At 41.1% G+C, this 24,363-nt stretch carries 19 protein-coding genes; 17 read left to right on the plus strand and 2 right to left on the minus strand.

Annotated features, from left to right (window positions below):
* The first annotated feature begins 207 nt into the window (after positions 1 to 207).
* The 10 genes from dnaJ (at position 208) to PISS_RS17850 (ending at position 10,761) form a co-directional block, all read left to right on the plus strand.
* Positions 208 to 1,347, plus strand: coding sequence for a molecular chaperone DnaJ (gene dnaJ, locus PISS_RS17805; protein ID WP_058155940.1), 1,140 nt, complete (start codon positions 208 to 210; stop codon positions 1,345 to 1,347).
* A gap of 104 nt (positions 1,348 to 1,451) precedes the next feature.
* A complete protein-coding gene (ybaK, locus tag PISS_RS17810) occupies positions 1,452 to 1,913 on the plus strand; it encodes a Cys-tRNA(Pro) deacylase (RefSeq protein ID WP_058155941.1) in 462 nt (153 codons plus the stop codon).
* 182 nt (positions 1,914 to 2,095) lie between these two features.
* Positions 2,096 to 2,464, plus strand: coding sequence for a response regulator (locus tag PISS_RS17815; protein WP_058155943.1), 369 nt, complete (start codon positions 2,096 to 2,098; stop codon positions 2,462 to 2,464).
* Positions 2,465 to 2,600: 136 nt separating this feature from the next.
* The gene (locus PISS_RS19100; RefSeq protein WP_013463170.1) at positions 2,601 to 2,852 is read left to right on the plus strand and encodes a hypothetical protein; all 252 of its coding nucleotides are present in this window, start codon (positions 2,601 to 2,603) and stop codon (positions 2,850 to 2,852) included.
* Positions 2,853 to 3,015: 163 nt separating this feature from the next.
* Positions 3,016 to 3,279, plus strand: coding sequence for a CBU_0592 family membrane protein (locus PISS_RS17825; protein WP_008112375.1), 264 nt, complete (start codon positions 3,016 to 3,018; stop codon positions 3,277 to 3,279).
* A 171-nt stretch (positions 3,280 to 3,450) separates the two neighbouring features.
* Positions 3,451 to 5,181 carry a sensor histidine kinase gene (locus PISS_RS17830; protein WP_058155945.1) on the plus strand — a complete coding sequence of 577 codons (1,731 nt, stop codon included), beginning with the start codon at positions 3,451 to 3,453 and terminating at the stop codon, positions 5,179 to 5,181.
* Positions 5,174 to 6,535 (plus strand): sigma-54-dependent transcriptional regulator, encoded by a 1,362-nt coding sequence (locus PISS_RS17835; protein ID WP_028834110.1) that lies wholly within the window; start codon positions 5,174 to 5,176, stop codon positions 6,533 to 6,535. The genes PISS_RS17830 and PISS_RS17835 overlap by 8 nt, the downstream gene beginning before the upstream one ends.
* 174 nt (positions 6,536 to 6,709) lie before the next feature.
* Positions 6,710 to 7,666, plus strand: a complete 957-nt coding sequence (locus PISS_RS17840) for a porin (protein ID WP_058155947.1) — start codon at positions 6,710 to 6,712, stop codon at positions 7,664 to 7,666.
* 11 nt (positions 7,667 to 7,677) lie between these two features.
* Positions 7,678 to 9,153 (plus strand): SLC13 family permease, encoded by a 1,476-nt coding sequence (locus PISS_RS17845; protein ID WP_058155948.1) that lies wholly within the window; start codon positions 7,678 to 7,680, stop codon positions 9,151 to 9,153.
* 189 nt (positions 9,154 to 9,342) lie between these two features.
* Positions 9,343 to 10,761: a coniferyl aldehyde dehydrogenase gene (locus PISS_RS17850; protein WP_058155950.1), complete on the plus strand. Its 1,419-nt coding sequence runs from the start codon at positions 9,343 to 9,345 to the stop codon at positions 10,759 to 10,761.
* Between the two features lie 63 nt (positions 10,762 to 10,824).
* Here PISS_RS17850 and PISS_RS17855 read toward each other — a convergent pair whose 3' ends face one another.
* A complete protein-coding gene (locus PISS_RS17855) occupies positions 10,825 to 11,550 on the minus strand; it encodes a tetratricopeptide repeat protein (protein WP_013463177.1) in 726 nt (241 codons plus the stop codon).
* A gap of 316 nt (positions 11,551 to 11,866) precedes the next feature.
* Between PISS_RS17855 and PISS_RS17860 the strand changes: the two genes are divergently transcribed.
* Complete coding sequence (locus PISS_RS17860) at positions 11,867 to 12,730, plus strand: DUF6279 family lipoprotein (RefSeq protein WP_058155951.1); 864 nt, start codon at positions 11,867 to 11,869, stop codon at positions 12,728 to 12,730.
* A gap of 112 nt (positions 12,731 to 12,842) precedes the next feature.
* On the plus strand, positions 12,843 to 13,865 hold the full coding sequence (locus tag PISS_RS17865; protein ID WP_058155952.1) for a GGDEF domain-containing protein: 1,023 nt from the start codon (positions 12,843 to 12,845) through the stop codon (positions 13,863 to 13,865).
* On the opposite strand, the gene PISS_RS17870 is transcribed toward PISS_RS17865, so the two are convergent.
* The gene (locus PISS_RS17870) at positions 13,862 to 14,800 is read right to left on the minus strand and encodes a LysR family transcriptional regulator (protein WP_058155953.1); all 939 of its coding nucleotides are present in this window, start codon (positions 14,798 to 14,800) and stop codon (positions 13,862 to 13,864) included. The two genes, PISS_RS17865 and PISS_RS17870, sit on opposite strands and share 4 nt — an antisense overlap.
* A 118-nt stretch (positions 14,801 to 14,918) precedes the next feature.
* On the opposite strand from PISS_RS17870, the gene PISS_RS17875 reads away from it, so the two are divergent.
* The 5 genes from PISS_RS17875 to PISS_RS17895 all read left to right on the plus strand — a co-directional run bounded on the left by PISS_RS17875 (position 14,919) and on the right by PISS_RS17895 (position 24,233).
* A complete protein-coding gene (locus PISS_RS17875) occupies positions 14,919 to 16,088 on the plus strand; it encodes an efflux RND transporter periplasmic adaptor subunit (protein ID WP_058155955.1) in 1,170 nt (389 codons plus the stop codon).
* A gap of 9 nt (positions 16,089 to 16,097) precedes the next feature.
* The gene (locus PISS_RS17880; protein WP_058155957.1) at positions 16,098 to 19,247 is read left to right on the plus strand and encodes an efflux RND transporter permease subunit; all 3,150 of its coding nucleotides are present in this window, start codon (positions 16,098 to 16,100) and stop codon (positions 19,245 to 19,247) included.
* Entirely contained in the window at positions 19,240 to 20,652 is a 1,413-nt protein-coding gene (locus PISS_RS17885) for a TolC family protein (RefSeq protein WP_058155959.1), read from the plus strand. The genes PISS_RS17880 and PISS_RS17885 overlap by 8 nt, the downstream gene beginning before the upstream one ends.
* An 8-nt stretch (positions 20,653 to 20,660) precedes the next feature.
* Complete coding sequence (locus PISS_RS17890; RefSeq protein WP_058155961.1) at positions 20,661 to 21,686, plus strand: zinc-binding dehydrogenase; 1,026 nt, start codon at positions 20,661 to 20,663, stop codon at positions 21,684 to 21,686.
* Between the two features lie 291 nt (positions 21,687 to 21,977).
* On the plus strand, positions 21,978 to 24,233 hold the full coding sequence (locus tag PISS_RS17895) for an acyl-CoA dehydrogenase (RefSeq protein ID WP_058155963.1): 2,256 nt from the start codon (positions 21,978 to 21,980) through the stop codon (positions 24,231 to 24,233).
* Positions 24,234 to 24,363 lie beyond the last annotated feature (130 nt).

Raw genomic sequence — 24,363 nt, forward strand, 5'->3', positions numbered from 1 at the left:
AACGCTTCTCGCTAATTTAAAACACATGACCAAATCAAGTGTTTGAGTTAGGATGAACACATGAGGCGCGTAGGCTAAAGCTTAACGCGCCTTTTGCATGTAAAGAGAAGTGAATAAAACGCTTTAAAAATTCAATGATAAATCGATATGATTTATCGGTTTGTCCAGCAGCTAACGCTGTAAATAGAAAAGAGTAGTGTGATAGATATGTCAAAACGCGATTATTACGAAGTCCTCGGCGTAAGCAAAGATGCGAGTGAGCGAGACATAAAAAAAGCGTATAAACGCTTAGCGATGAAATATCACCCCGATCGTACCGCCGGTGATAAAGACCTTGAAACTAAATTCAAGGAAGTTAAAGAAGCTTACGAAATACTGACTGATGTGCAAAAGCGTCAAATGTATGACCAATACGGCCATGCAGCCTTCGAACAAGGTGGTGGCGGTGGTCACGGTGGCTTTGGCGGCGGCCAAGGTGATTTTGGTGATATTTTTGGTGACGTATTTGGTGATATTTTTGGTGGCGGCGGTGGTCGACGTCAATCACGCCAGCAACGTGGCTCAGATTTACGTTACAACATGGACTTAAGCTTAGAAGAAGCGGTTCGTGGTAAAGACGTTGAGATTAAAGTACCTACTTGGGTTAGTTGTGAACCATGTGATGGCAGTGGTGCTAAAGCGGGTTCAAAGCCAAAGACATGTACAACCTGTCATGGTGCAGGCCAAGTACAAATGCGCCAAGGTTTTTTTGCCGTGCAGCAAACCTGTCCGACGTGTCATGGACAAGGTCAGATCATTTCAGATCCTTGTAATAAATGTCATGGGCAAGGCCGTGTAGAAAAAACTAAAACGCTATCGGTTAAAATCCCGGCAGGCGTAGATACTGGCGATCGTATTCGCTTATCAGGTGAAGGCGAAGCAGGCATGCATGGTGCACCAGCAGGTGACTTGTATGTGCAAGTATCTGTTCGTGAACACAAAATATTTGTTCGTGAAGCTAATAATTTATATTGTGAAGTACCAATAAGCTTTACCACCGCAGGCCTTGGCGGTGAAATTGAAGTGCCAACGCTTGATGGGCGTGCAAAGCTTAAAATACCGTCAGAAACACAAACGGGCAAAATGTTCCGTATGCGTGGCAAAGGTGTTAAGTCAGTACGCAGTGGCGCTCAAGGCGATTTAATTTGTAAGGTTGTGATTGAAACGCCAGTTAATTTAAACGAGCGTCAACGTGACTTACTTAAAGAATTAGATGAAAGTATGGGCAAAGACAGCTCAAAAAACCGCCCTAAAGAGCAAGGCTTTTTTGATGGGGTTAAAAAGTTTTTTGATGACTTAACTAAGTAATTAGTCGGATCAATAGACCCAAGTAAAAACGGCGCTTTTTTAGCGCCGTTTTTTTATGTTTAATGTGCTAAATTATTAGGGAAATTTATTTTGGACTTTATCAGATGACCCCCGCTATAGAGCAGCTAAAAAAAAGCAATATTAAGTTTGACATACTCAGTTACGAGCACGATATAAACAATACTAATTACGGCCTCGAAGCGGTTGAAAAGCTTAATCTAAATAGCGCCCAAGTATTTAAAACCCTAGTGCTAGAAACTTCAGAGCAACAGCTTATTGTAGCGGTGACTCCCGTCACTCAGCAGGTTAATTTAAAACAGCTTGCGAAGCTTTGTGCAGTAAAAAAAGTGATGATGGCAGACCCACAAAAAGTGCAGGCGAGTACCGGTTATATTTTGGGAGGAGTTAGCCCCGTTGGCCAAAAAAAGCGGCTAAAAACATACATACACTCCAGTGCGTTAGATTTTGAAATGATATATGTTAGTGCCGGAAAACGAGGGTTAGAAGTAACACTAAGTGCAAAAAGCTTAGCACATATAACCCAAGCTTCGTTTGCAGTTTTTTAAACTTTTGTTTAGCTAAAATAAGGGGATACAAGTATCCATCTGATTACTTGCGGCAATAGGTATTGTTAACTAATGTTGTTACTACACATAACACGTTTTTGTTAATACCTTTTAGATTGGCGTGTCGCCTTTACTTTGTTTTAATGAAAATTTGCTCGCAGCTATTTTGGTAAAACATACGCATGAAAATACTTGTTGTTGATGATATGCCGTTAATGCGTCATGTATTAATTAATATGTTAAGGCAGTTAAATTATAAAGATATTGTTGAAGCCACAGATGGGCTTCAAGCATTAAACATACTGCAAAATCAAATGTTTGATTTGGTTATAACAGATCTTCATATGCCTAAAATGGATGGCATTACTTTACTTGATAATATTAGAAAAGATGCCGAGCTGAAAAACCTTCCTGTACTTATGGTGACCTGTGAAGATAGTTCTTCGACTGTCAAAAAAGCGATTAATGCTAAAGTGTCAGGGTTTATCGTAAAGCCTTTTAATATGAATGTGTTATCAGCTCAATTAACTCGTTTATCGATAAAAGCCTAAAGCGAATCGTTTATAAAGTAGAGTTATCTACCGACTGTTTAAAAAATATATTAGCGCAACAGCCATTCATTATTTTCTACCACTGATGTGATAGCATTATGCTATTAACTAATCGTAAAGTAATTATTGAGGAAGTATGGCTAAGCCCAATAAAAAAGGGCCTACAAAAACGGTCGATATATTTTGTTCTGCGTGTAAGGCACCGTTATTCAAATACCGTAAAGGTGGCAAAGGTGCTTTAGTAAAATGTTTTATAGAAAGAATAACCCAAGATCACACCCATACTGAATGCGTATGCCCAGGCTGTGAACGACCTTTTGCCCGCCCCACAATTATAAGAGGGACCCCTGCCTATAAAATGATTGGTGGTAAAGTCACGTTTAAATAAACGTTTTGTTTATAGTCTAAAGTAGTGAGGGGCGGACATAAGCCCTTGTTTGCTTTTATTTCACTGGTAAACTTCGCTGGTTTTGCTGTTTCAATGATTGAAAAAAACCCTCCCCATGGATTGGGCCAGTCAGTTGGGTTTTAAAATGGAAAAGGATAGACGTGTGATCGCACTTTTATTTGATATTGTTGGTATGAGTGGTACTTTTTTAGTGGTTGGTTCATTTTTTTTGCTGCAACTAAATAAAGTTTCACCTAAAAGTTTAACGTATAACTTAATGAATTTAAGTGGCGCTATTTTGTTACTTATTAGCCTTTGTTATAACTTTAACTTAGCAAGCTTTGTGATTGAAATATTTTGGATTGCAGCCTCACTAATTGGCTTATACAAATATTTTAAAGACAAACCTGTCGTTGCAAAAGCGTAAATTAAGCTAAAACAGCACACCTTAAAAGGTGATTAAACCGTGGAATGTAATATTTCACGGTTTTTTAGTGTCAGTACAATTGTTAACAAAAAGTTTCTTCTGCAAAGGGGGATAACTCGTTACAATATTGGCTATTACTTATTATTGGCATCATAGTTGTCATAGGCGTTTATGTTCTCCATCCCCAAAAAAATTATTTTTGCCTGTATATTGTTAGTACTATTATTGGTGGTCACCTTTTCGTTTGGTCGTGCTTATGATTTAGGGCAAGCCAAAATTCAAGCTGATCAACAAGTCATCCAATTAAATAATTATATCGATAACGAACTCGCTCGATTTGCGGCTATCCCTCAGCTGCTAACTGAAAATAACGTATTGATTCGTTTTACTAATAATGAATCACAACACTTTAATGCAATTAACAATTACCTTGCTGATATTCAACAAGCCAGTGGTGCCTCAGATGTATACATACTAGATACTCATGGCGATGTTATTGCCAGTAGTAACTGGCAAACCGACTATACATTTTTAGGTAGTAACTTTGCATTTAGACCTTATTTTAAACAAGCGTTTGCCGGTGAAAAGGTCGCATACTTTGCACTTGGTCAGCGCTCAAAAGAGCGCGGAATTTATTTTTCCCAAGCTATTTACCTAGATGGAAAAGCCATTGGCGTGGTAGCGCTTAAAATTAATGTCGCTAAATTTGAAAACGATCGTTCGCTTTTAAATACCTCAAAAGGAAGCCATTTTTATTTGCAACTTGCCGATAATATTATTGCCATGTCGGATGAACCCGAATGGCGTTTAAATAGTTTTACAGCGCTTGATATTACCGCGCGTCGTGATATTAAACAGCGCCGTGCTTACTTAGATCATCAACCGCTACAAATTAAACAACAGCGCTACAAAAGCCAAGGCATTGAGCAATTTAAAATTGCTAAAGATGAATACGTTTCCGCCTCAAGACCCTTAACTCATCTGAATGCAACCATGACAGTGCTTGTTGATATTTCAAACATTAACGCCTTACAGGTGCCTAGATTACTATGGCTAGTGTTATTTTATTGGGTGTTTATTTTTGTTGGATATAGCTTATTGGCACGCTTTGCCGGGTATAAAAAATTACTGTATTCGCGTCACAGTTTAGAGCTTGAGGTACTAGAGCGTACCCAAGCACTCGAAAAAGCCCAAACCGCATTAGTACAGTCGGCAAAATTAGCCACCATAGGGCAATTGAGTGCGGGCATTAATCACGAAATTAACCAACCGCTCAGCGCAATGAACACCTATTTAGCCAGTGCTAAAATTTTCCTAAAAAAGGGAAAGCTCAACGCATTAAGTGAAAACTTAATCATTATTGAGAATTTGGTAGAGCGAGTGCATAAAATAGTGGCGCAACTTAAACACTTTAGTAAACCGGCGACCATGCAACTGCGACCTCATCCACTGTCGGCGTTATTAAACAATGCGTTGATGATCACCCATCCGCAACTTAAACAAGACGATGTTAACGTAAGTGCACCGCAGTTTTCGCAAGAGATCACGGTGTGGGTCGATGCATTAAAATTTGAACAAGTACTGGTTAATGTAATCACCAATGCATCACAGGCAATGAAAGGTGAGCCAGTTAGAGAGCTCAGTTTTGATGTTGAATGCTTTGAAGAGCGCGTTAAGCTTTCTATATTAGATAGTGGCCCTGGTATTGAGCATCATGTGCTGGGGTCTATTTTTGAACCTTTTTATAGTACCAAATCAAGTAACGGCTTAGGGCTGGGCTTATCGATTTCAAAGCAAATTATTGAATCATTTAATGGTTACTTAACTGCACATAATCGCCCTGAAGGCGGTGCGCAATTTATTATTAGTTTATCAAGCATAGAGGCCACTAAAAATGATTGAAGCCGTTGTTTGCAAACAGATTATTGTTATTGATGATGAAGCGATGATCCGCGATTCATTGAATCAGCTATTAACGCTTGAGGGGTATGAGGTACAGTGTTTTAGTGATGCAAGTGTTGCCTTAAGTCGCTTAAATCGCAGTTTTTGTGGCATTGTACTTAGTGACATAAACATGCCCACTATGGATGGTTTAACCTTTATTGAGCAGGTAAAAGCATTCGATAGCGAACTACCCGTGATATTTTTAACCGGTTATGCTGATGTCTCTGTTGCGGTAAAAGCGATGCAATTGGGCGCGTATGATTTATTTGAAAAACCACTGAACGAAAATTTATTAGATTGTATTGCCAGAGCCTCAGATAAACGTGCTTTAGTAATGGAAAACAGAGCGCTGAAGCGCGCGGTTGAGAAAACGTCGGCGCCCGGTGTGCGTATTTTAGGTGATACGCTTAAAATGCAGCATATGATGAACCTACTCAACACGGTGATAGATACTCCGGCTGATGTGCTGATTGAAGGTGAAACTGGCACAGGTAAAGAATTGGTTGCCCGTTATTTACACGATCATAGTAACCGTTCAAGCTGTCAGTTTGTGGCTATTAACTGTGGCGCAGTCCCAGAGCAATTAATAGAAAGCGAACTGTTTGGGGCTATCAGCGGAGCCTTTACTGGCGCAACACACGATCGCAAAGGTAAATTTGAGTTTGCACAAGGCGGCACCGTTTTTTTAGATGAAATTGAAAGCACTCCTTTATCGCTTCAAGTTAAATTACTACGGGTGCTTGAAGAGCGAAAAGTAACCCCCGTTGGTGCTAATAAAGCCATCGAGCTTGATATTCGTATTGTCGCAGCCACCAAAGTCGATTTACTTTCGCTGGTAGAAAAAGGTGAGTTTAGAGCCGACTTATATTACCGACTTAGTTTAGTAAAAGTCAGCATCCCTGCATTAAGAGACAGAAAAGCAGATATTCCACTGTTGTTTAAACATTTTAGCTCTATAGCTGCGACCCGCTTTCATAAACCGTTAGGGGCGCTCAATATAGAACTACAACAACGTTTACTAGCGCATGATTGGCCTGGCAATGTGCGGGAATTGAGAAATCAAGCCGAGCGCGCGGTATTGCTAGGCCCCGATCTGGCATTTGCACAAAGTGACTCAAGCAACAGCACGCTATCATTAGATTTGAGCCTAGCCGAAAAGGTCAGCTTTTATGAGCAATCCTTAATTGAAGAGGCGCTAGAGCTTAACCATGGCAGCATTAAAGACACCATGACAACCTTACAAATTGCGCGTAAAACCCTCTACGATAAAATGAGTAAATATAACCTTAATCGAGATATGTTCACCGATTAATGGGTGGAAATGGTGATATTGAGTGTTTTTTATGTGTGGAAACCCGCACATTTCAATGTTTATTTTTAAACCTTTATTTTTTAAATCACTGAAAATTATTGTTATTTTTTAGTTGGTCATGTTCTTGCTTTGTAGGTGCAGACAACAAGTAGCATCACATAATTAGGACACATAATGAAAAACAATATATTCCAAGGTTCAGTACTTGCTGCGTTATGCAGTGCTGCCACGTTACCTGCAACCACTTTTGCAGCAGACTACACAGTGTATGGTAAAGCCGAAGTACAAATTGCTAACACCGATACAGGCATAATGCGTTACGCTGACGAAGGCACGCAAATAGATGCCCCTTTTTCGCGTATTGGCATTAAAGGTGACCATAAATTAAATGAGTATTTTACCGCGGTATTTAAATACGAAGTTCAAGTAAAAGGTTTTGAACACGACGACACCAATGAGCCTTTTGCAGCACGCAATACTTACCTTGGTCTAAAAGGTGCTTTTGGTGAAGTGGTGGTTGGGCGAAACGACACGCGCTTTAAATATTCAGAAGGTAAGCTTGATAATTTTAACGAAACCCAAGCTGATATTGCTCAAGTAATTGCAGGGCAAGACCGCTTAGGCGATACCATCACCTATACCTCTAAGTATTGGCATAACGCGCAGTTTTTATTTACCTATGCGCCAAAAGATGACAACAAAGATAACGAAGCAGGATTTGCTGCTACGCTAATTTACGGCGACCGTAATTTAAATAAAACACCTTACTCTATTTCAATCAGCCATGTTGATTCGCTTAATAACATTAAAGCAAGCCGTATTGCGGGTGTGTATAAGTTTGAAAAATTACAATTAGGGGCATTGTACCAGCATTCAGAATCGATTGACGGCGCTAAGTCTGGCAACGGTTATGTACTAAGCGCAAGCTATAAGTTAGACAAATGGGTACCTAAAGTACAATTTGCAAAAGATGATTCAAAACTACGTCAAACATCAGACGCTACACAGTGGACTACGGGTGTAGATTATGTATTTGACAAGCAAACCACAGCTTACCTTTTATACACTGACCTCGACCTAGAAGAAAATGCTGATAGCAGTGTTGCACTTGGTCTTAAATATAAATTTTAAGGGCTGAACAAATGACAAAACGTATTTTAGAAAATAACGCGAATAAAAAGCCATTTATGCAATGGCTGTTATTGTTACTTGGTCCATGTGTCATGCTACTTACTTGCTTAGTTGAGCCGCCAGTAGGGATGTCGGAGGCAGCGTTTAAAACCGCAGGCTTAGCATTTTGGATGGCCTCGTGGTGGGTGAGTGAGGTAGTGCCTATTCCTGCTACTGCGTTACTCCCTTTAGTGATTTCGCCGATTGTTGATATAGCAGCGATAAAAAGTGTTGCAGCGCCTTATGCGCATCCTCTGATCTTTTTATTTTTAGGCGGCTTTTTAATCTCAATTGCTATGGAGCGTTGGGGATTACACAAGCGTATTGCATTAAGAACTATGCTTTATGCAGGTAAAAGACCAAGCTTACAAATTTTAGCCATGATGTTAGTGACTGCATTTTTATCAATGTGGATGTCGAATACCGCTACCGCAGTAATGATGCTTCCTATCGCTTTATCTATTACCCATTTAGTTAAAAGCTCAGATCCTAGTAATGAGGGGTTTGGTAAAGCCCTTTTACTGTCGATTGCTTATGGTGCGAGTATTGGTGGTATTGCTACTTTAATTGGTACTCCACCAAATGCATTAATGGCTGCATACCTATCAGATAGCTACCAGATTGAAATTGGCTTTGCCGAGTGGATGATTGTTGGTGTGCCATTAGCGTTTGGTATGTTAATCATCAGCTGGATTTGGTTAACTAAATTCACTTATAAAGTCGATGCGAATGTACAAGCGAACAAGCGTATTGATACCAAAGCGGTATTCTCTTCACAGCTAAAAGACTTAGGTCTAATGCAACGTGCTGAAAAGGGCGTGTTGTTTGTATTTGTGCTTGCCGCTATTTGTTGGATATTTAGACCTTTATTAGGCGATGTTACCGGGCTTAAAATTTCAGATACCGGTATTGCTATTGCCGCTGCATTATTACTGTTTGTACTACCGGCAAATAAAGGCAGTGATGCGCGTATTTTAGATTGGGAAAGTGCCGCTAAAGTGCCGTGGGGTGTGTTGCTTTTATTTGGTGGCGGATTAACACTTGCCTCGCAAATAAAGTCATCAGGATTAGCTGACTACATTGCCAATATGATTGAAGGGGCGAGTACTATTCCATTAGTCTTGAGCATTCTTGTTGTGGTTGCGCTAATTACGTTCTTAACTGAAATAACCAGTAATACGGCAACAGCAGCAGGCTTTTTACCACTGCTAGGCCCCGTTGCTGAGTCAGTAACAGGCAGTCCGTTAGTATGGGTTATTCCAGCTGCGATTGCGTGTAGTTGTGCGTTTATGATGCCAGTAGCCACACCACCCAATGCGATTGTGTTTGGCTCGGGTGAAATTAAAATGAAAGACATGATCCGTGCTGGCTTTGTGTTAAATATTGTCGCTATTGTTTTAATTACCTTAGTAACAATGACCATAGCAGCCCAGGTTTTTGGTTTTTAATAACCCACTTTAATCAACTAACAAAACAGATAACCGATGCACACAAAAAGCAGTGCATCGGTATGCGTTCCAACCAACCTGTTGAGTGTTTTTGCAATCCTTTTCCTCGTGTTGCAAAATCACTCTTTATTGCTCGAGTAACAGAACAAGGTTATAGTCTTGAAAACGTTATAAATCGGGTAGCCTATTTTGAACACTGACACATTATCTACAGGGTCTTTGCGTTCGCAATTTAATGAACTAAAGCATGCTTTTGAAGACACCCCTCATTTACCCATTGAGCAACGTCTTGCTTTACTCAAGAAAGTACGCGCTAACATTGTAACGTTAGAGCAAGACTTGATTGCTGCAGTATCTAAAGATTTTGGATACCGAACGGCGTTCGATACCTTAGTGGGGGATATTTTGCCCACCATGCAGGGACTTGCGCATATTATTAAAAAGCTACCTCGATGGTCTAAGCCTAGCCAGCGCAGCGCGGGGTTAAGCTTATGGCCCTCAAAAGTAAGTGTAACCTATCAGCCTATTGGCGTGGTCGGTGTGATTGCACCATGGAACTATCCTATTCAACTAGCATTGGTACCTGTTATTACTGCTATTGCAGCGGGTAACAGGGTGATGTTAAAGCTCAGTGAATTTACGCCTAACACCAATGCCGTTATTGAAAAAATATTTGCAGGTGAATTAAGGCAACACTGCACAATTATTCAAGGTGGCAGCGACGTGGCGAGTGAGTTTTCATCATTGCCGTTTGCGCATTTGCTGTTTACAGGCTCGACGGCTGTTGGCAAGTTAGTTATGGCTGCGGCCAGTAAAAATTTAACGCCGGTAACATTAGAGCTCGGCGGGAAATCGCCCGTTATTGTGTTAGAAAAAGCCGATGTAAATAAAGCCGCGCGTGCTTTATTATTTGGAAAAATGGCCAATGCAGGGCAAATATGTGTAGCGCCTGACTACGTGTTTGTTCCTAAAGCATTAGAGCACCAATTCATTAAAGCGCTTTGTATCCTTTATAAAAAACACTTTAAGCAAGGTGTTGAAGGCAAAAACCTGACCTCGATTATAAGCCCTGCACATTATCAACGTTTGCTAGGTTATTTAGAGCAAGCACAAGAGCAAGGCGCTAAAATTACTAAACCGCTTGAACAAAACCAGCAAGATGGCGAAAAGCATCGTATGGGTCTGCATATTGTTACGCACGTAACAGATGAGATGACATTAATGCAAGAAGAGCTATTTGGTCCCATTTTACCCATTATGAGTTACGACAAATTAGAGGACGTGCTTAATTATATTCGATTACGCGACCACCCATTAGCCCTTTACATTTTAGGTCAAGATAAACAGGCGCAACAGTACATTATTAAGCAAACACTTAGCGGAACAGTTGCGGTAAACGACACATTAATACAAGTAGCTGCCGATGATGTGCCGTTTGGTGGCGTGGGGCATTCGGGGATGGGGCATTATCATGGTAAAGAAGGTTTTCTCACCTTTAGCCATGCAAAAAATACCTTAGTCTCTGGCTCGGTTAACCCGCGCATTGGTTTATTACTTAAACAAAATAAATTACTGATCAAAGTGCTAAAGTGGCTTTATGTAAAATAGCCTGCAACGCTTAAAACAAAAAAGCTGAATGAATCACTTCATTCAGCTTTTTTAATAGCTAACTTAAAACAGGCGTCCTTCGCCAGCATACGTTCCCGCTAAAATTTTGGTATAAATTGCATCGGCTTTTTCTTTGGCCTCAGCTACCTCTTTCGGGAGCATAGTACGTTCATCAAGTTTACGGCTGTGACTGGCTTGCATGTTGCCGTTATACTCGGCAATGGTATTCCATACATACGACATTTCAAGATTTTTTGGCATTCCTAAGCCTTCAAAATACATCAGTGCTAAATTAAACTGCGCCAATGTGTAATTATTAGCAGCGGCTTTTTCATACCATGTTCTGGCGGCTTTATAATCTTGGCTAACACCATCGCCATTTGCGTACATTACACCTAAGTTATACTGTGCTGCGGGAAGGTTCTTATTGGCTGCTTTTTCAAATAAGGTTATGGCCATTTGTTTGTCTAATTTAACACCATTGCCTTCGTCATATAAAACCGCAAGTGCAAACATTGAATCTACATGGTTCTTTTTAACGGCTTGTTGGTACAGCTCAGCTGCTTTGTAATAATCACGGGTAACGCCATGGCCACCTTCGTATAGCTTACCTAATTCGTAAATACCCGGTGCATAGCCTTTGTCAGCTAAATAATTAAACTCTTTAAGTGCTTCTTCAAATTCACCCGCATTAGCAGCTCTGATCCCTTCTTCTAGTCCAGCATGGGCAAGAGGGGTAGCGAGCATAATACCGGCCAGTAGCAGTGCTTTAAAATTAGACTGTGACATAAGCATGTCTCCAAATTAGTTGTCGTTCTATGTAAGCGCCATAAAAGTAAAACTTACCTAGTGAATCTATTAGGGATAGGTAAAAAATTATGAGCTAAATTAATAACGCCAACGTTTATAACCTAGGTATACAAACGTATTAACAAGTAGCTTTAACTATAGCTCAAAAATTCTAAACTTAAGCATATAGTCATGATATAAATTGCGTTAGCTTGCGATTCTATAGAAAAATGAAAAAAATAAAAGCGAGCAATAGCTTACATAATTACTTATGATGATTTTTGGCAACCAAAGCATCATAAAACGGGGTCTGTTAATGTTAAATAATTTAAAAAATATAAAACTAAGCAAAATTATTTTTATAACCAGTTTATTGTTTATTGCCAGTTGTTCTACTTCCTTTGCTTATAACAACCTTGGTTGGCTGTCTTCGTTTTGGATAGACGATTATGTCGACTTAAACAAAAGCCAATCAACGCAGTTAAAAGTGATTATTAATAACACCCGAGATTGGCACCGAGAGGTTGAGTTACCAAAATATAAAGCCGATTTACTCGACTTAAGGCAGTTGCTCGATAAACAAGCTGATACAGCACAGTTAATGGCAAAAATAACGCAGGTAAAGCAGCATTGGCGCAATTTACTTTTGTACGCGAGTGATCCCTTAATCGAGCTGGCAAAAACGTTAACTCCATCACAACGCAGTGAAATGGTAGAAAACATTCGCGATCAAATTAATGACGAAATAAAAGAGCACGCTTCATTAACCAAAGAGGAGCATCAGCAGTCTCGTTTAGACAGGCAACTAGACTATTACGAACAATGGCTTGGTAAGCTCACCTCAGAGCAGCGAACGCTAGTGTCACAAGCCAACAGTGAATATATCAGTACCAGCAATTTATGGTATGACTATAAACTAACTCGGTTAGGTGCACTTGAGGCGCTTTTTAATCAGCAAACCCTTGATGATGCCCAATTTGCGCAGCAGTTACGCACTATCATTACAGAACGAGAGCTGTTTATGAGTGCTGAACTCATTGAGAGAAATGAGGAAAATTTAAGGGCATACGCACAGTTGCTGGTTAAATTAAATCAAACCTTAAGCCCTAAACAAATCGCACATGTTGATGAGGAATTTGCTGACTTGGTTGGCACAGTTAATGAACTGCTTACAGAATAGCTGCATTTAACCAATCCTTTTTGCTTATTTTAAAGGGGGGTTGTTAAGCATAAAATTGTGATTATTGCATTTCAGGGTTAATATAAACGATTAGTTTTGATTTAAGTTTTTTATGGATATAGCCGCTCTTAACAGTACAAAAATATTACGTAAGCATGTCTTAAAATGGATGTGTTTATTTTTTGGTTTGCTGTCATTTATTTTTGCTGTGTTTAACCTATCAAAAAATCATTTTTATATTGTAGGCGGCTTAGAGGTGTGTTTTTCCGCACTTTGTTTTTATATTTTTATACAATTGGTTAAAAACAAGCAACGAAACTGGTATGCCATAACGGTTTGTATGACTGTAACGCTCGTTATATTATGTGGAACCTTTTTGGCACCACTTAAAAATGGTCTGTTTTTGTGGGCGTTTTCTTTACCCATTTTGTATTATCTACTTCTTGGTCGAAAATACGGTATTATGTTATCGGCCACACTTTTGGTTATGCAATCATCAGTGTTGCTTTATAAATTACCAAGCCCTTATTTTTCCTCTTTTAACCTAGCGCTCAACTTACTGTTTATTTATATTATTATATGGGTCATTTCTCATGTTTTTGAAGGAAATAGGGCCGAATTTTCGAGGCGACTTAAAAACTTGGCCTTACTTGATCCTCTCACGGGGGCAGGAAACCGTTTATCTATGAGCCATTATTTTGAAGTGGAGATAAAAGACAAATCACAGCTGTACTTGTTTTTAATTGATCTTGACCACTTTAAACAAATAAATGATGAATACGGCCATGATGTAGGAGATAAAGTGCTGGTTGAGTTGGCAACTCTATTTAGGATTACTTTCGCAAAAGGGTATGTGTTTAGGGTGGGGGGTGAAGAATTTTCTTTAATGAGCAATTTTGATAGTGCACAATCCGCGTTGGCAATGGCTGAAAATCTTAGACAAGCCGTTGCAAATAAATATATTGAAGCCAATGGTATAACCATAAATTTAACAGCCAGTGTTGGCGTAGTTAAGTACCAACAACAAAATTTGACCGAATTAATAGCGCAAGCAGATAAGCAGCTTTATAAGGCAAAAGATGCGGGGCGCAATGCGGTTTTTTCTGATATTAACCTCTGTGCAGATGCGGCTTAATACATTTGATCAAAATTAGGAATACTGTTCTCCCAAATCGGTCTTTCTTTGCCAATGTATTCACGCACGGCATCAAAAAACAATCGTGTTCTTACCGGTAAATCTCGGTGTGGGTATACAGCATACATTGCACTGTGTTCCATTAATTTTACATCGGTAAGTAAGGGCACCAGTTGCCCATCAATCACTTCTTTATCTAAAATAAATGCCGGCGCTAAAAAGTAGGTGGTGCCAGAGAGGGTTTTCATCAGTAATACTTCTGCATCGTTTGCTCTAAACACACTTTTTATTTTTTGCTCGCAGTGCTCGCCAGTGTGGTTATAGTAATTTATGCCTTCTACCCGTAGTGAGTTGCTGGCATAACTGGCCGCTGGCAATTGTGCCAAATCAGTGATTGTTGTTGGCATACCGTATGTTTCTATAAACGCTGGCGCGGCTAATAGTAACAGACGATTACGGGCAATTTTACGAGCAATTAATGATGAGTCTTTGGGTTCACCCACTCTAAACGCTAGATCAAATCCTTCAGATACAATATCAACCAGTCGGTCATCTAAACGCAGTTCTACTTCCACTTGTGGAAAGCGTTTTTGGAAATCGTTGATCACTGGCTGTAAGTAGCGTCGACCTATTAAAGTAGATGCGGTCACTTTTAATACGCCGCGAGGCTCTTGGTGGTAGTTTTCTGCCATGCGCACCGTTTCGCTAAGCAGGCTTCGCAGCTCACCCGCTTTTTTTATCATTTCAGCGCCCGCTGCTGTAAGAGAGAATGAGCGGGTTGTTCTGTTTAATAGTCTTACCCCAAGTTCATCCTCTAACCGACTAATTTGCTTAGAGATCACTGAGCGGTCAATATTGCGTATTTCGGCTGCTTTTGCAAATGAGCCTTGCTCTACCACTTCAAGCAGCATTAATAGTCGACTGGTTGTATCCATTATTTCACCACTTAGTGAGTATTGATGCCATTTTGGCACTAATGAATTTAAAAATCTATTGTTTTTGTCATCAAGTATGTTCCGTATTATGCAATGCTAAATTAAAAGGAGCGTCGTTATGAACAAACACTTAATTGCTACAGCACTATCTGTTGCATTAATCACACTGGCCGGTTGTGCCGATGAAAGTACAGCGCAATCAGCCCCCGCACAGCAACAACAAGCTATTGATGTAGCCGAAGTCTTGGTTAAGCCAGTTCAAAGTTGGCATACCTATACAACACGCTTAGAGTCACCGCAAAAAGTGGCATTAATGCCGCGTGTATCCGGCATTATTGAGCAAATTGAATTTAAAGAAGGGGATAGCGTTAAACAAGGCGATGTATTATTTCGTTTAGACGATCGCTCATTCGCTGCAACCGTTGACAGTTTAAGCGCTCAGGTAAAAAGTGCTCAAGCAGCACTTGAACAAGCAAAAAGCGAAGCATCGCGTGCTGTACGCTTAACTGAGCGAAAAGCCATTTCGACTGAGCAAGCACAAGCGCGTACATCGACTTTACGTCAGCGTGAAGCACAACTTGCTGCACTGCAAGCGCAGCTTAAAGCTGCAAAGCTCGATTTAGAGTTTACGTCAGTGGTTTCTCCTATTGATGGCGTGATTTCTCGCGCAAATATTACCAAAGGTAACAACGTACTTGCAGGGCAAAGCGTGCTTACTTCAATTGTTTCTAATGACAAAATGTACGCTTACTTTGATGTCGATGAACGTACTTGGAATAGCGCATTTGACGAAGTAACAGCTGCAAGCAAACAGCCTGTTGTAATGCAAAAAGTAGGGCAAGACGATTTTAACTATAGCGGCCATATTAACTTTATAGATAATCAAATTAACGCATCTACAGGCACTTTACGCGTTCGTGCGGTATTTGAGGATCGCAGTAACGAGCTGCGTTCGGGCTCATTTGCACGCATTAAGTTAGCTGCTAATGCAGTGCGTGAAACTGTCATTATTCCAGACAGAGCCATAGGCACAGATTTAAAAAATCGCTTTGTGTTAACGGTAGGCGAAAATAATGTGCTGCAATATAAATTGGTTACTGTAGGTGAGCGCTATGGATCGTTACGAGCCATCACATCAGGACTTGAGCAAGGCGATATTATTGCTGTAAACGGCCCTGCTCGTGTAGGACCCGGTATGCCGATATCACCAAATAAAGTGGCAATTAATACCCAAGGCGTGGCATTTACGCTAAGTGCTAACCCTGCCGATTTAGTTGCTAAGCAATAAGGTTATTAGATGAAATTTTCACACTTTTTTATACAGCGACCGATTTTTGCGGCCATGCTGTCGTTGATTATTTTAATTGCAGGTAGCATTTCATTATTTCAGCTGCCTGTCAGTGAATACCCAGAAGTCGTACCACCAACAGTGGTTGTGACTGCAAGTTACCCAGGTGCGAACCCGACGGTTATTGCACAAACAGTGGCAACACCGCTTGAGCAAGAAATAAATGGCACCGAAAACATGCTGTATATGTTTTCACAAGCAACCAGTGACGGACGTATGACGCTCACGGTGACATTTGCGTTAGGCACTGATTTAGACCGTGCCCAAGTGCAAGTGCAAAACCGAGTAAATAGTGCGCTGCCGCGTTTGCCACAAGAAGTGCAACGTTTAGGGGTTGTTGCTGAAAAATCATCACCCGATTTAACCATGGTGGTGCATTTATATTCACCCCAAAACAGCCATGACACCGCGTATTTATCAAATTATGCCGATTTAAATATTAAAGATGAAATAGCGCGTTTACCTGGTGTGGGTGATATTCGTTTATTTGGTGGCGGTAAATATGCAATGCGAGTTTGGCTTAACCCCGATGCGCTAGCATCACGTGAGCTTACTGCAAGTGACGTGGTCAATGCACTACGCTCGCAAAATCAGCAAGTTGCAGCGGGTAGTTTAGGTGCGCAACCGATTTCAAATGACAGTCAGTTCCAAATTCTATTAAACGTCAAAGGACGCCTTAATAGCATTGAAGAGTTTAAACAAGTCATTATTAAAGTTGGGGAGCAAGGGCAGCTTACGCGTTTGTCAGACGTGGCACGTGTTGATTTAGGCCAAGATTCTTATGCATTGCGTGCTGAGCTTGATAATAAACCCGCTTTAGCGATGCCAATATTTCAACGTCCAGGGTCAAATGCCATTGAGCTCTCTGATCAGGTGCGTGAAACTATGGTACGCTTATCAAAAGACTTTCCAGCAGGTGTTGAATACGACATTGTTTATGATCCAACGGTATTTGTTCGTGGTTCAATTGATGCGGTGATCGCCACTTTACTCGAAGCAATCGTGCTGGTGGTGATTGTGGTTATTGTGTTCTTACAAACCTGGCGCGCATCTATTATTCCGTTAATTGCGGTGCCTATTTCACTCATTGGTACGTTTGCCGTAATGCAGTGGCTTGGAGTGTCTATTAATACCTTATCGCTATTTGGTTTAGTACTGGCAATCGGTATCGTGGTTGATGACGCAATTGTGGTCGTAGAAAATGTTGAGCGAAATATAGAAGATGGCTTATCACCGCTTGAAGCCACCCGCGTGGCAATGACGGAAGTAACCGGCCCTATTATTGCGATTGCATTAGTATTATGTGCGGTATTTATTCCGACGGCTTTTATTACTGGGCTTTCAGGGCAGTTTTATAAACAATTTGCATTAACCATTACTATTTCAACGGTAATTTCGGCGTTTAACTCATTAACGCTGTCGCCAGCACTGGCCGCTTTATTGTTAAAATCACATGATGCCGAGCCTGATGCGTTTACCCGCGTGCTTAATAAATTATTTGGCCGTTGGTTATTTCAACCTTTTAACCGCGTGTTTGACCGTGGTGCTAAAGGGTATGAAAAGCTGGTACAAAAGCTTATTCGTATGAGTGTTGTGGTTATGGTTGCGTATATTGCTTTAGTTGGCGGTACGATTAAATTGTTTGATGCAGTACCGGGTGGCTTTATTCCACAACAAGATAAGCAATACTTAGTCGCTATTGCGCAGTTACCTGACGCTGCCAGTTTAGACCGTACAGAAGCGGTGGTAAAACAAATGCAGCAAATTGCATTAGAGGTCCCTGGGGTTGCGAACACGGTAGCGTTTCCTGGTCTTTCAGTGAATGGTTTTACTAATAGCCCAAATAGCGGCATCGTATTTACGCCACTGGCGCCTTTTGCAGAGCGTACTGATCCGAGTATGTCGGCTTCGGCTATTGCAGCGCAACTAAACCAACGTTTTGCGGCCATTGATGAAGCCTTTGTCGCTGTGTTTCCACCACCGCCAATTCAAGGCCTTGGCACTACAGGTGGCTTTAAATTGCAAATAGAAGATAGAGCTAACAAAGGCTTTGAAGCCTTATTTAACAGTTTGCAATCAGTGATTGCTGCGGCGCAAAAAGATCCAGCGTTAATGGGGCTGTATTCAAGCTTTAGAATTCAAGTACCACAAATGGATATTGATATTGACCGTGAGCAAGCGCTTATTCAAGGCATTCCATTAGATGAAGTGTTTAACTCGTTGCAAATTTATTTAGGCTCAGTGTATGTAAACGACTTTAATTTGTTTGGTCGTACTTATCAGGTTAATGCCCAAGCTGATGCTGATTTTAGGGTAGACCCAGAGCAAATACTAAACCTAAAAGTGCGTAATCGTGCCGGTAATATGGTGCCACTAGGCTCAGTATTAACGGTAACGCCTACTATTGGTCCTGATCGTGTAATGCATTACAACGGCTACCCAAGTGCAGAGCTTAATGGCAGCCCAGCGCCTGGTTATAGTTCTGATCAAGCGCAATTGGCGATTGAAGCTGTACTAGCAAAAACATTGCCTACTGGCATTGAATATGAGTGGACTGAGGTAACGTACCAGCAAGTATTAGCCGGTAATACCATGGTGTATGTATTCCCTCTGGTTGTATTGCTGGTGTTTATGGTACTGGCCGCACAGTATGAAAGCTTACGTTTACCACTGGCCATTATTTTAATTGTACCTATGACTATTTTCTCAGCGTTATTAGGAGTGTGGTTTGTAGGTTCAGACAACAACATATTTACCCAAATAGCGTTGATTGTACTGGTCGCATTGGCTTCTAAAAATGCCATCCTTATGGTGGAATTTGCTAAAGATAAGCATGACACTGGGTTATCGCACCTTGAGGCGATGTTAGCGGCGTGTCGATTACGTTTACGCCCAATTTTAATGACATCAATTGCCTTTACCGCAGGTGTTATACCGCTTGTATTGGCAACCGGTGCTGGAGCAGAAATGCGTCATGCCATGGGTAATGCGGTGTTCTCGGGTATGATTGGTGTAACTGTGTTTGGACTATTATTTACACCGGTGTTTTATATGCTGGTGGTAAAAAAGCCGCGCGTTGAGGAGTCTTCACATGACTAAATTTAACCTAAGCGCCCTTAAATTATCGCCATGGCTGAGTTCTGTATTAGCGGTTGCTGTGTTATCAGGTTGTGCGAGTAAAATTGACACAGCCGCTCAGCAACAACAGGTTAATGAGTTTGTTGCCAAGGCAATATCTGCAGAGCAGTTTATGGGTGAAGATGAGCAAAACTGGTGGCACAAGCTGGGCTCAACGCAGCTAAACCAACTGGTGAGCAACGCACTTGCTAATAATTACGACTTACAAACTAGTCAGCTGGTATTAAAAAGTGCTTTGGCGCGTATTGGCGAGCAACAAGCGCAATACTTACCGCAAGGAGGTATTGAGATTGGTGCAAAGCGAAGTGGACTGGGCGATACCAATAGCCGACAATCAAGTGCTAATGTAGCACTTGATTGGCAGCTCGACTTATTTGGTCGAATTACTGCGCTAGTCGATGCCGCGAATTCACAAGTAATGAGCCAAGCTGAGCAAGTTAGGTTATTGCAAATTGAAGTGGTGTCAGCTGTGGTTAAAGGCTTTGTGAGTTATCAAGGTAATCTGCAAAAGCAGCAAATTATTGAGATGCAAATAGAAGCGCTTGAACAAAGCATTCAAGTGCTACAGGCCCAAGTTGATGAAGGTGTGGCTAATGAGCTCGACTTAAACCGCACTATGGCGCAACTTAGACAGCAGCAAGCCTTGGTGCCGGCAATTGAATATGCAAAGTACCGTGACTTATCTACTTTGGCCGTATTAAGCGCGCAAACTACGCAATCACTGAGCATTAATGATGAACGTACTATATTAACTAAGGCTTTTGCGGTGTCATTGGCAAAGCCTAATGATGCAATAGCATTAAGACCTGATATAAGTCGTGCTTTATTTGATTTTAGCCAAGCAAATAGCCTGAGTGTAGCAGCCAGCAAAGCTTTATTGCCGGATATTAGCTTAAGCGGCTTTGCAGGCGTGTTAAGTTTAGGGAGCAACGGTTTTAGTGATACCCAGCAGCAATGGCAAGTAGCGCCGCAATTGCAGTGGTCATTATTAAGTTACCCTGCGCTTTTAGCACAACGCGATGCGCAGCAGTTTTTAAGCCAAGCGGCGTATACCGATTACCAACAAGTGGTATTAAAAGCGATTAACGAGAGTGAACTTTCTCTGCAATTATTGGTCAATCAAGCACAGCAATCGCGCTTTGCTGATGAGCGTTATCAATTTGCTAATAATGCATTTTTACAAGCACAAGCAATGTACGAAGAAGGGCAAATTCCTTACTTAGAGTTGTTAGATGCGCGTCAGGATGTTTTAATAGCGCAAGAAAATGCCGTTGATTCAACTATTTCATCGCTACTTGCCAAAGTAAATGCCTACCAGTCATTTAATGGGCGATGGAGTTACGCGTTAAGTAATACTAACAAGTAGAGTTTTTGATGCCTAATACTGCAGATACAAACCCAAATACTATTCCTACATTAATGCGCTCTATTGTGTTAAATGAGCCCAATGAGGATATTAACTTATCGGATACTCAGTTACCTGTGCCTCAGTGCACAGGTAATGAGCTATTAGTAAAAGTAGAGTACGTTGGTTTAAACCCGGTGGATGCACAATTTGCCAAGTCTGGCTTTTGTACGTGGCAATACCCGCATGTTTTAGGCTTGGATGCAGTGGGGACAGTGGTTAAAGCGGGTAAAGGTATTTTTCCGGGGGTAGGGGAGCGTGTTATGTGGCACGCCAGCGTAGGTGAGCAAGGGGTACTGAGCGAATACGCAAAAGTGCCTAATTATGCGGTGTCTATCATTCCTCAGCAATTAGCCAGTGACAAAGCTGCAACTTTACCCTGCGCCGGAATGGCGGCATTGATCAGCTTAGATAAACTATCAGTAACTGAGGGAGATACACTTTTTGTTGAAGGTGGTGCTGGCGCTGTAGGGCAATTTGCTATTCAGTTTGCCAAGCAGCGCGGTGCAGATGTATTTACCACCGCCTCTAAGCGCAATCATAAGTTAGTTAAGCAACTCGGCGCCGATGTGGTCTTTGATTACAACGATAAAGCCTTATGTGACAAAATTCGTCGAGAGTTAGGTCCACAAGGGTTTGACGCTGTTATTGATATTATGGGTGGGGAATCGACCATTCAAAATATCGAACTAATGCGTTTTTGTGGTCGTATTGCTTGTTTAAATCCACTCCCTAACTTTGAACAGCAGCTAATGTATCGGCGTGCGCCTAATATTAGTATTGTCTCCTTAGGAGGTGCGTGGCTAGCTAACAGCTTATGTGCGCAGCAGCGGATGAGTTTTATGGGCAATTTGTTGCTTGAAACGGTAGCAAATGGCGAGATAATTCCTCCAAAAGTTTTAGCTGTTGATTTTAATGCAAACGCTGTTTCGGCTGCATTAAATAACCAGTTAGCAGGTGGGTTTACTGGCAAACAGGTAGTTAAAATAAGTTAGACTCGATTTAATCTCTCACTTTTAAAAAACGCAGCTTAATTTTAAGCTGCGTTTTTTGTTTTTAGCTTCTCCTAAAACAGGCTTTGATTGCCTTGGTGGTCTGAATTATTAATTTTTTAACAAAAAAATTAATTTTCAGCGTACAAGTGTAAGGCTTTCTATTTCAACAGTTTACGTTCAGGTAAAGAAAATAAATTGCAAAAACTGTTAATTAATTGAATAGAGTAATTGATCTAAAGCGATTTTTATGACGTAATGTAGGTATTATTTATCTGGTCGGATGAGTTCGTTATGAGTTTACGTACAAAATTAAAAAAAGTATTACCAAGCATTTCAGTTACTGAGCAAGAAGCGCTAGACGCTGGCGATGTATGGCTAGAAGGGTCTATCTATCGAGGTAAACCAGATTTCAGCGCGCTACGCGATGTACCTGCGGCTAAATTAACCGCAGACGAGCAAGCGTTCCTAGATGGCCCAGTACAAGAATTACTTGGCATGATTGACGATTCAGTCATTCAAAATGGTATTCATTTACCAAACGACATTTTAGAGTTTTTGAAAAAAGAGCGTTTCTTCTCGCTGATCATCCCTAAATCGTTTGGCGGTTTAGAGTTCAGCCCATACGCTAACTCAACAATTGTAGGTACAATTGCTACTAAAAGCTCAGCGGTTGCGGTGACCGTAATGGTACCAAACTCGTTAGGCCCGGGTGAGTTACTTCTTCACTTTGGTACAGAGGAGCAACAGGCACACTACTTACCACGTCTTGCAAATGGTACAGACATTCCATGTTTCGCATTAACAAGCCCAGAAGCAGGCTCTGATGCAGGCGGTATTCCAGATGTAGGTACCGTAACTAAAGGTATGTACAACGGCGAAGAAGTACTCGGCTTAGAAATCACATGGGACAAACGCTACATTACACTCGCGCCAATTGCTACTGTACTTGGTTTAGCGTTTAAAGTAGTTGACCCTGATGGTTTACTAGGTGGTAAAGAAAACCTAGGTATTACCTGTGCACTAATTCCAAAAGAGCACCCAGGCGTAGAGCTTGGTAACCGTCATGATCCTATGGGTATCCGTTTTTACAACGGTACTACACGTGGTAACAAAGTATTTGTACCAATGGACTTTATTATCGGTGGTCAGAAAAACATCGGTCGCGGTTGGCAAATGCTAGTTAGCTGTTTAGGCGCAGGGCGTGGTATTTCATTACCAGCATTGGGTGTAAGTACAGCACAAGTTGCATTTAAATCAGCTTCTGAGTACGCAGCAGTGCGTGAACAGTTTGGTTTATCAATTGGTCAATTTGAAGGTATTCAAGAAAAGCTAGCTGACATTGCAGGTAAAACATACCTACAAGAAGCAATGCGTGTACTGACAACTGAAGGTTTAGGCATGGGCTTAAAACCATCGGTAGTGACTGCAATCGCTAAATACCATATGACAGAGCTTGGTCGTGATGTGCTTGACTCAGCAATGGATATTCAAGCGGGTAAAGCAATTCAGAATGGTCCTCAAAACACGCTTGCTAGCGGTTATGTGGCGCAGCCAATTGCCATTACGGTAGAGGGTGCGAACATTCTTACTCGTAACCTGATGATATTTGGCCAAGGTGTTATGCGTTGTCACCCATACTTACAATCTATGGTTGAGTCTATCCACAGCGATGACAAAAACGCAGATGCAGAATTTAATGGTATTTTACGTAAAACAATTGGCTACAGTACAGCAAATAGCTTACGTGCATTCCGTTTAGGTGTATTACCGTTTACTGCGAGTGCAAACTCGGCACTACCAGAAGTACGTGACTACGAAAAAGCAGTGCATAAACTATCAGCTAAATTAGCTGTATATGCTGACTTCTCGTTACTAGTACTTGGCGGTAAGTTAAAGCAAGCTGAAATGCTTTCAGCACGTTTAGGCGATGTAATGAGCTTCTTATATGCAGCTATGGCATCTATTAAGTATTACGAGCAAAAAGTAGCAAGTAGTGAGCGCGAGCAAGCGGCTCCTTACTTCCATTATGCGACTCGTTTTGCATTACAAAGTGCTGAAGAAGCTTTGCACAAGTTCCTAGATAACTTCCCTGCAAGTGGTACTCGTAAGTTCATTCGTTTCATTACCATGAACTACTCAACTAAAATGCCAAAAATCAGCGATGATTTAATTCGTGAATTAGCGAAACAAGCTCAGCTTGATACAGCATTTAAAGCGCAAATTACCCATTTAGTTAAGCCAATTGAAGGTGATGGTCATCACATCAACGAGCAAGCTTACAAAGCTAAAATGGCGTCACTTGAGCTATTAGCTAAAGTGAAAAAAGCGCTACGTGCTAAAACCTTTAAGCCGGGTACGCGTTTTTCAATCACGCTTGAAAATGCACTTGCTGCAAAAGTAATTAACGACGCTGAATTTGTTCAGTTAAGTGATTACAACAAAAAGCGTGAAAAAGCGATTCGTGTTGATGAGTTCGACTTCGATATGAACATCCTAGACGACAACGCACAGCCAGTTAATACGCTTAAAAGCGTGGTTAACCAATAAAATTCAATAATGCAAAGCGCCTGCAGTTTAGGCGCTTTTATTGATACAAAATTAGTGTGGAGTCCTGCTTGAGTAACATCAAGCGGGGCTTTTTTATGGGTGTAATTTAAGCCCATAACTAATGGCGGCT

It is taken from the genome of Pseudoalteromonas issachenkonii (genome assembly GCF_002310795.1).
Taxonomy (GTDB): Bacteria; Pseudomonadota; Gammaproteobacteria; order Enterobacterales; family Alteromonadaceae; genus Pseudoalteromonas; species Pseudoalteromonas tetraodonis.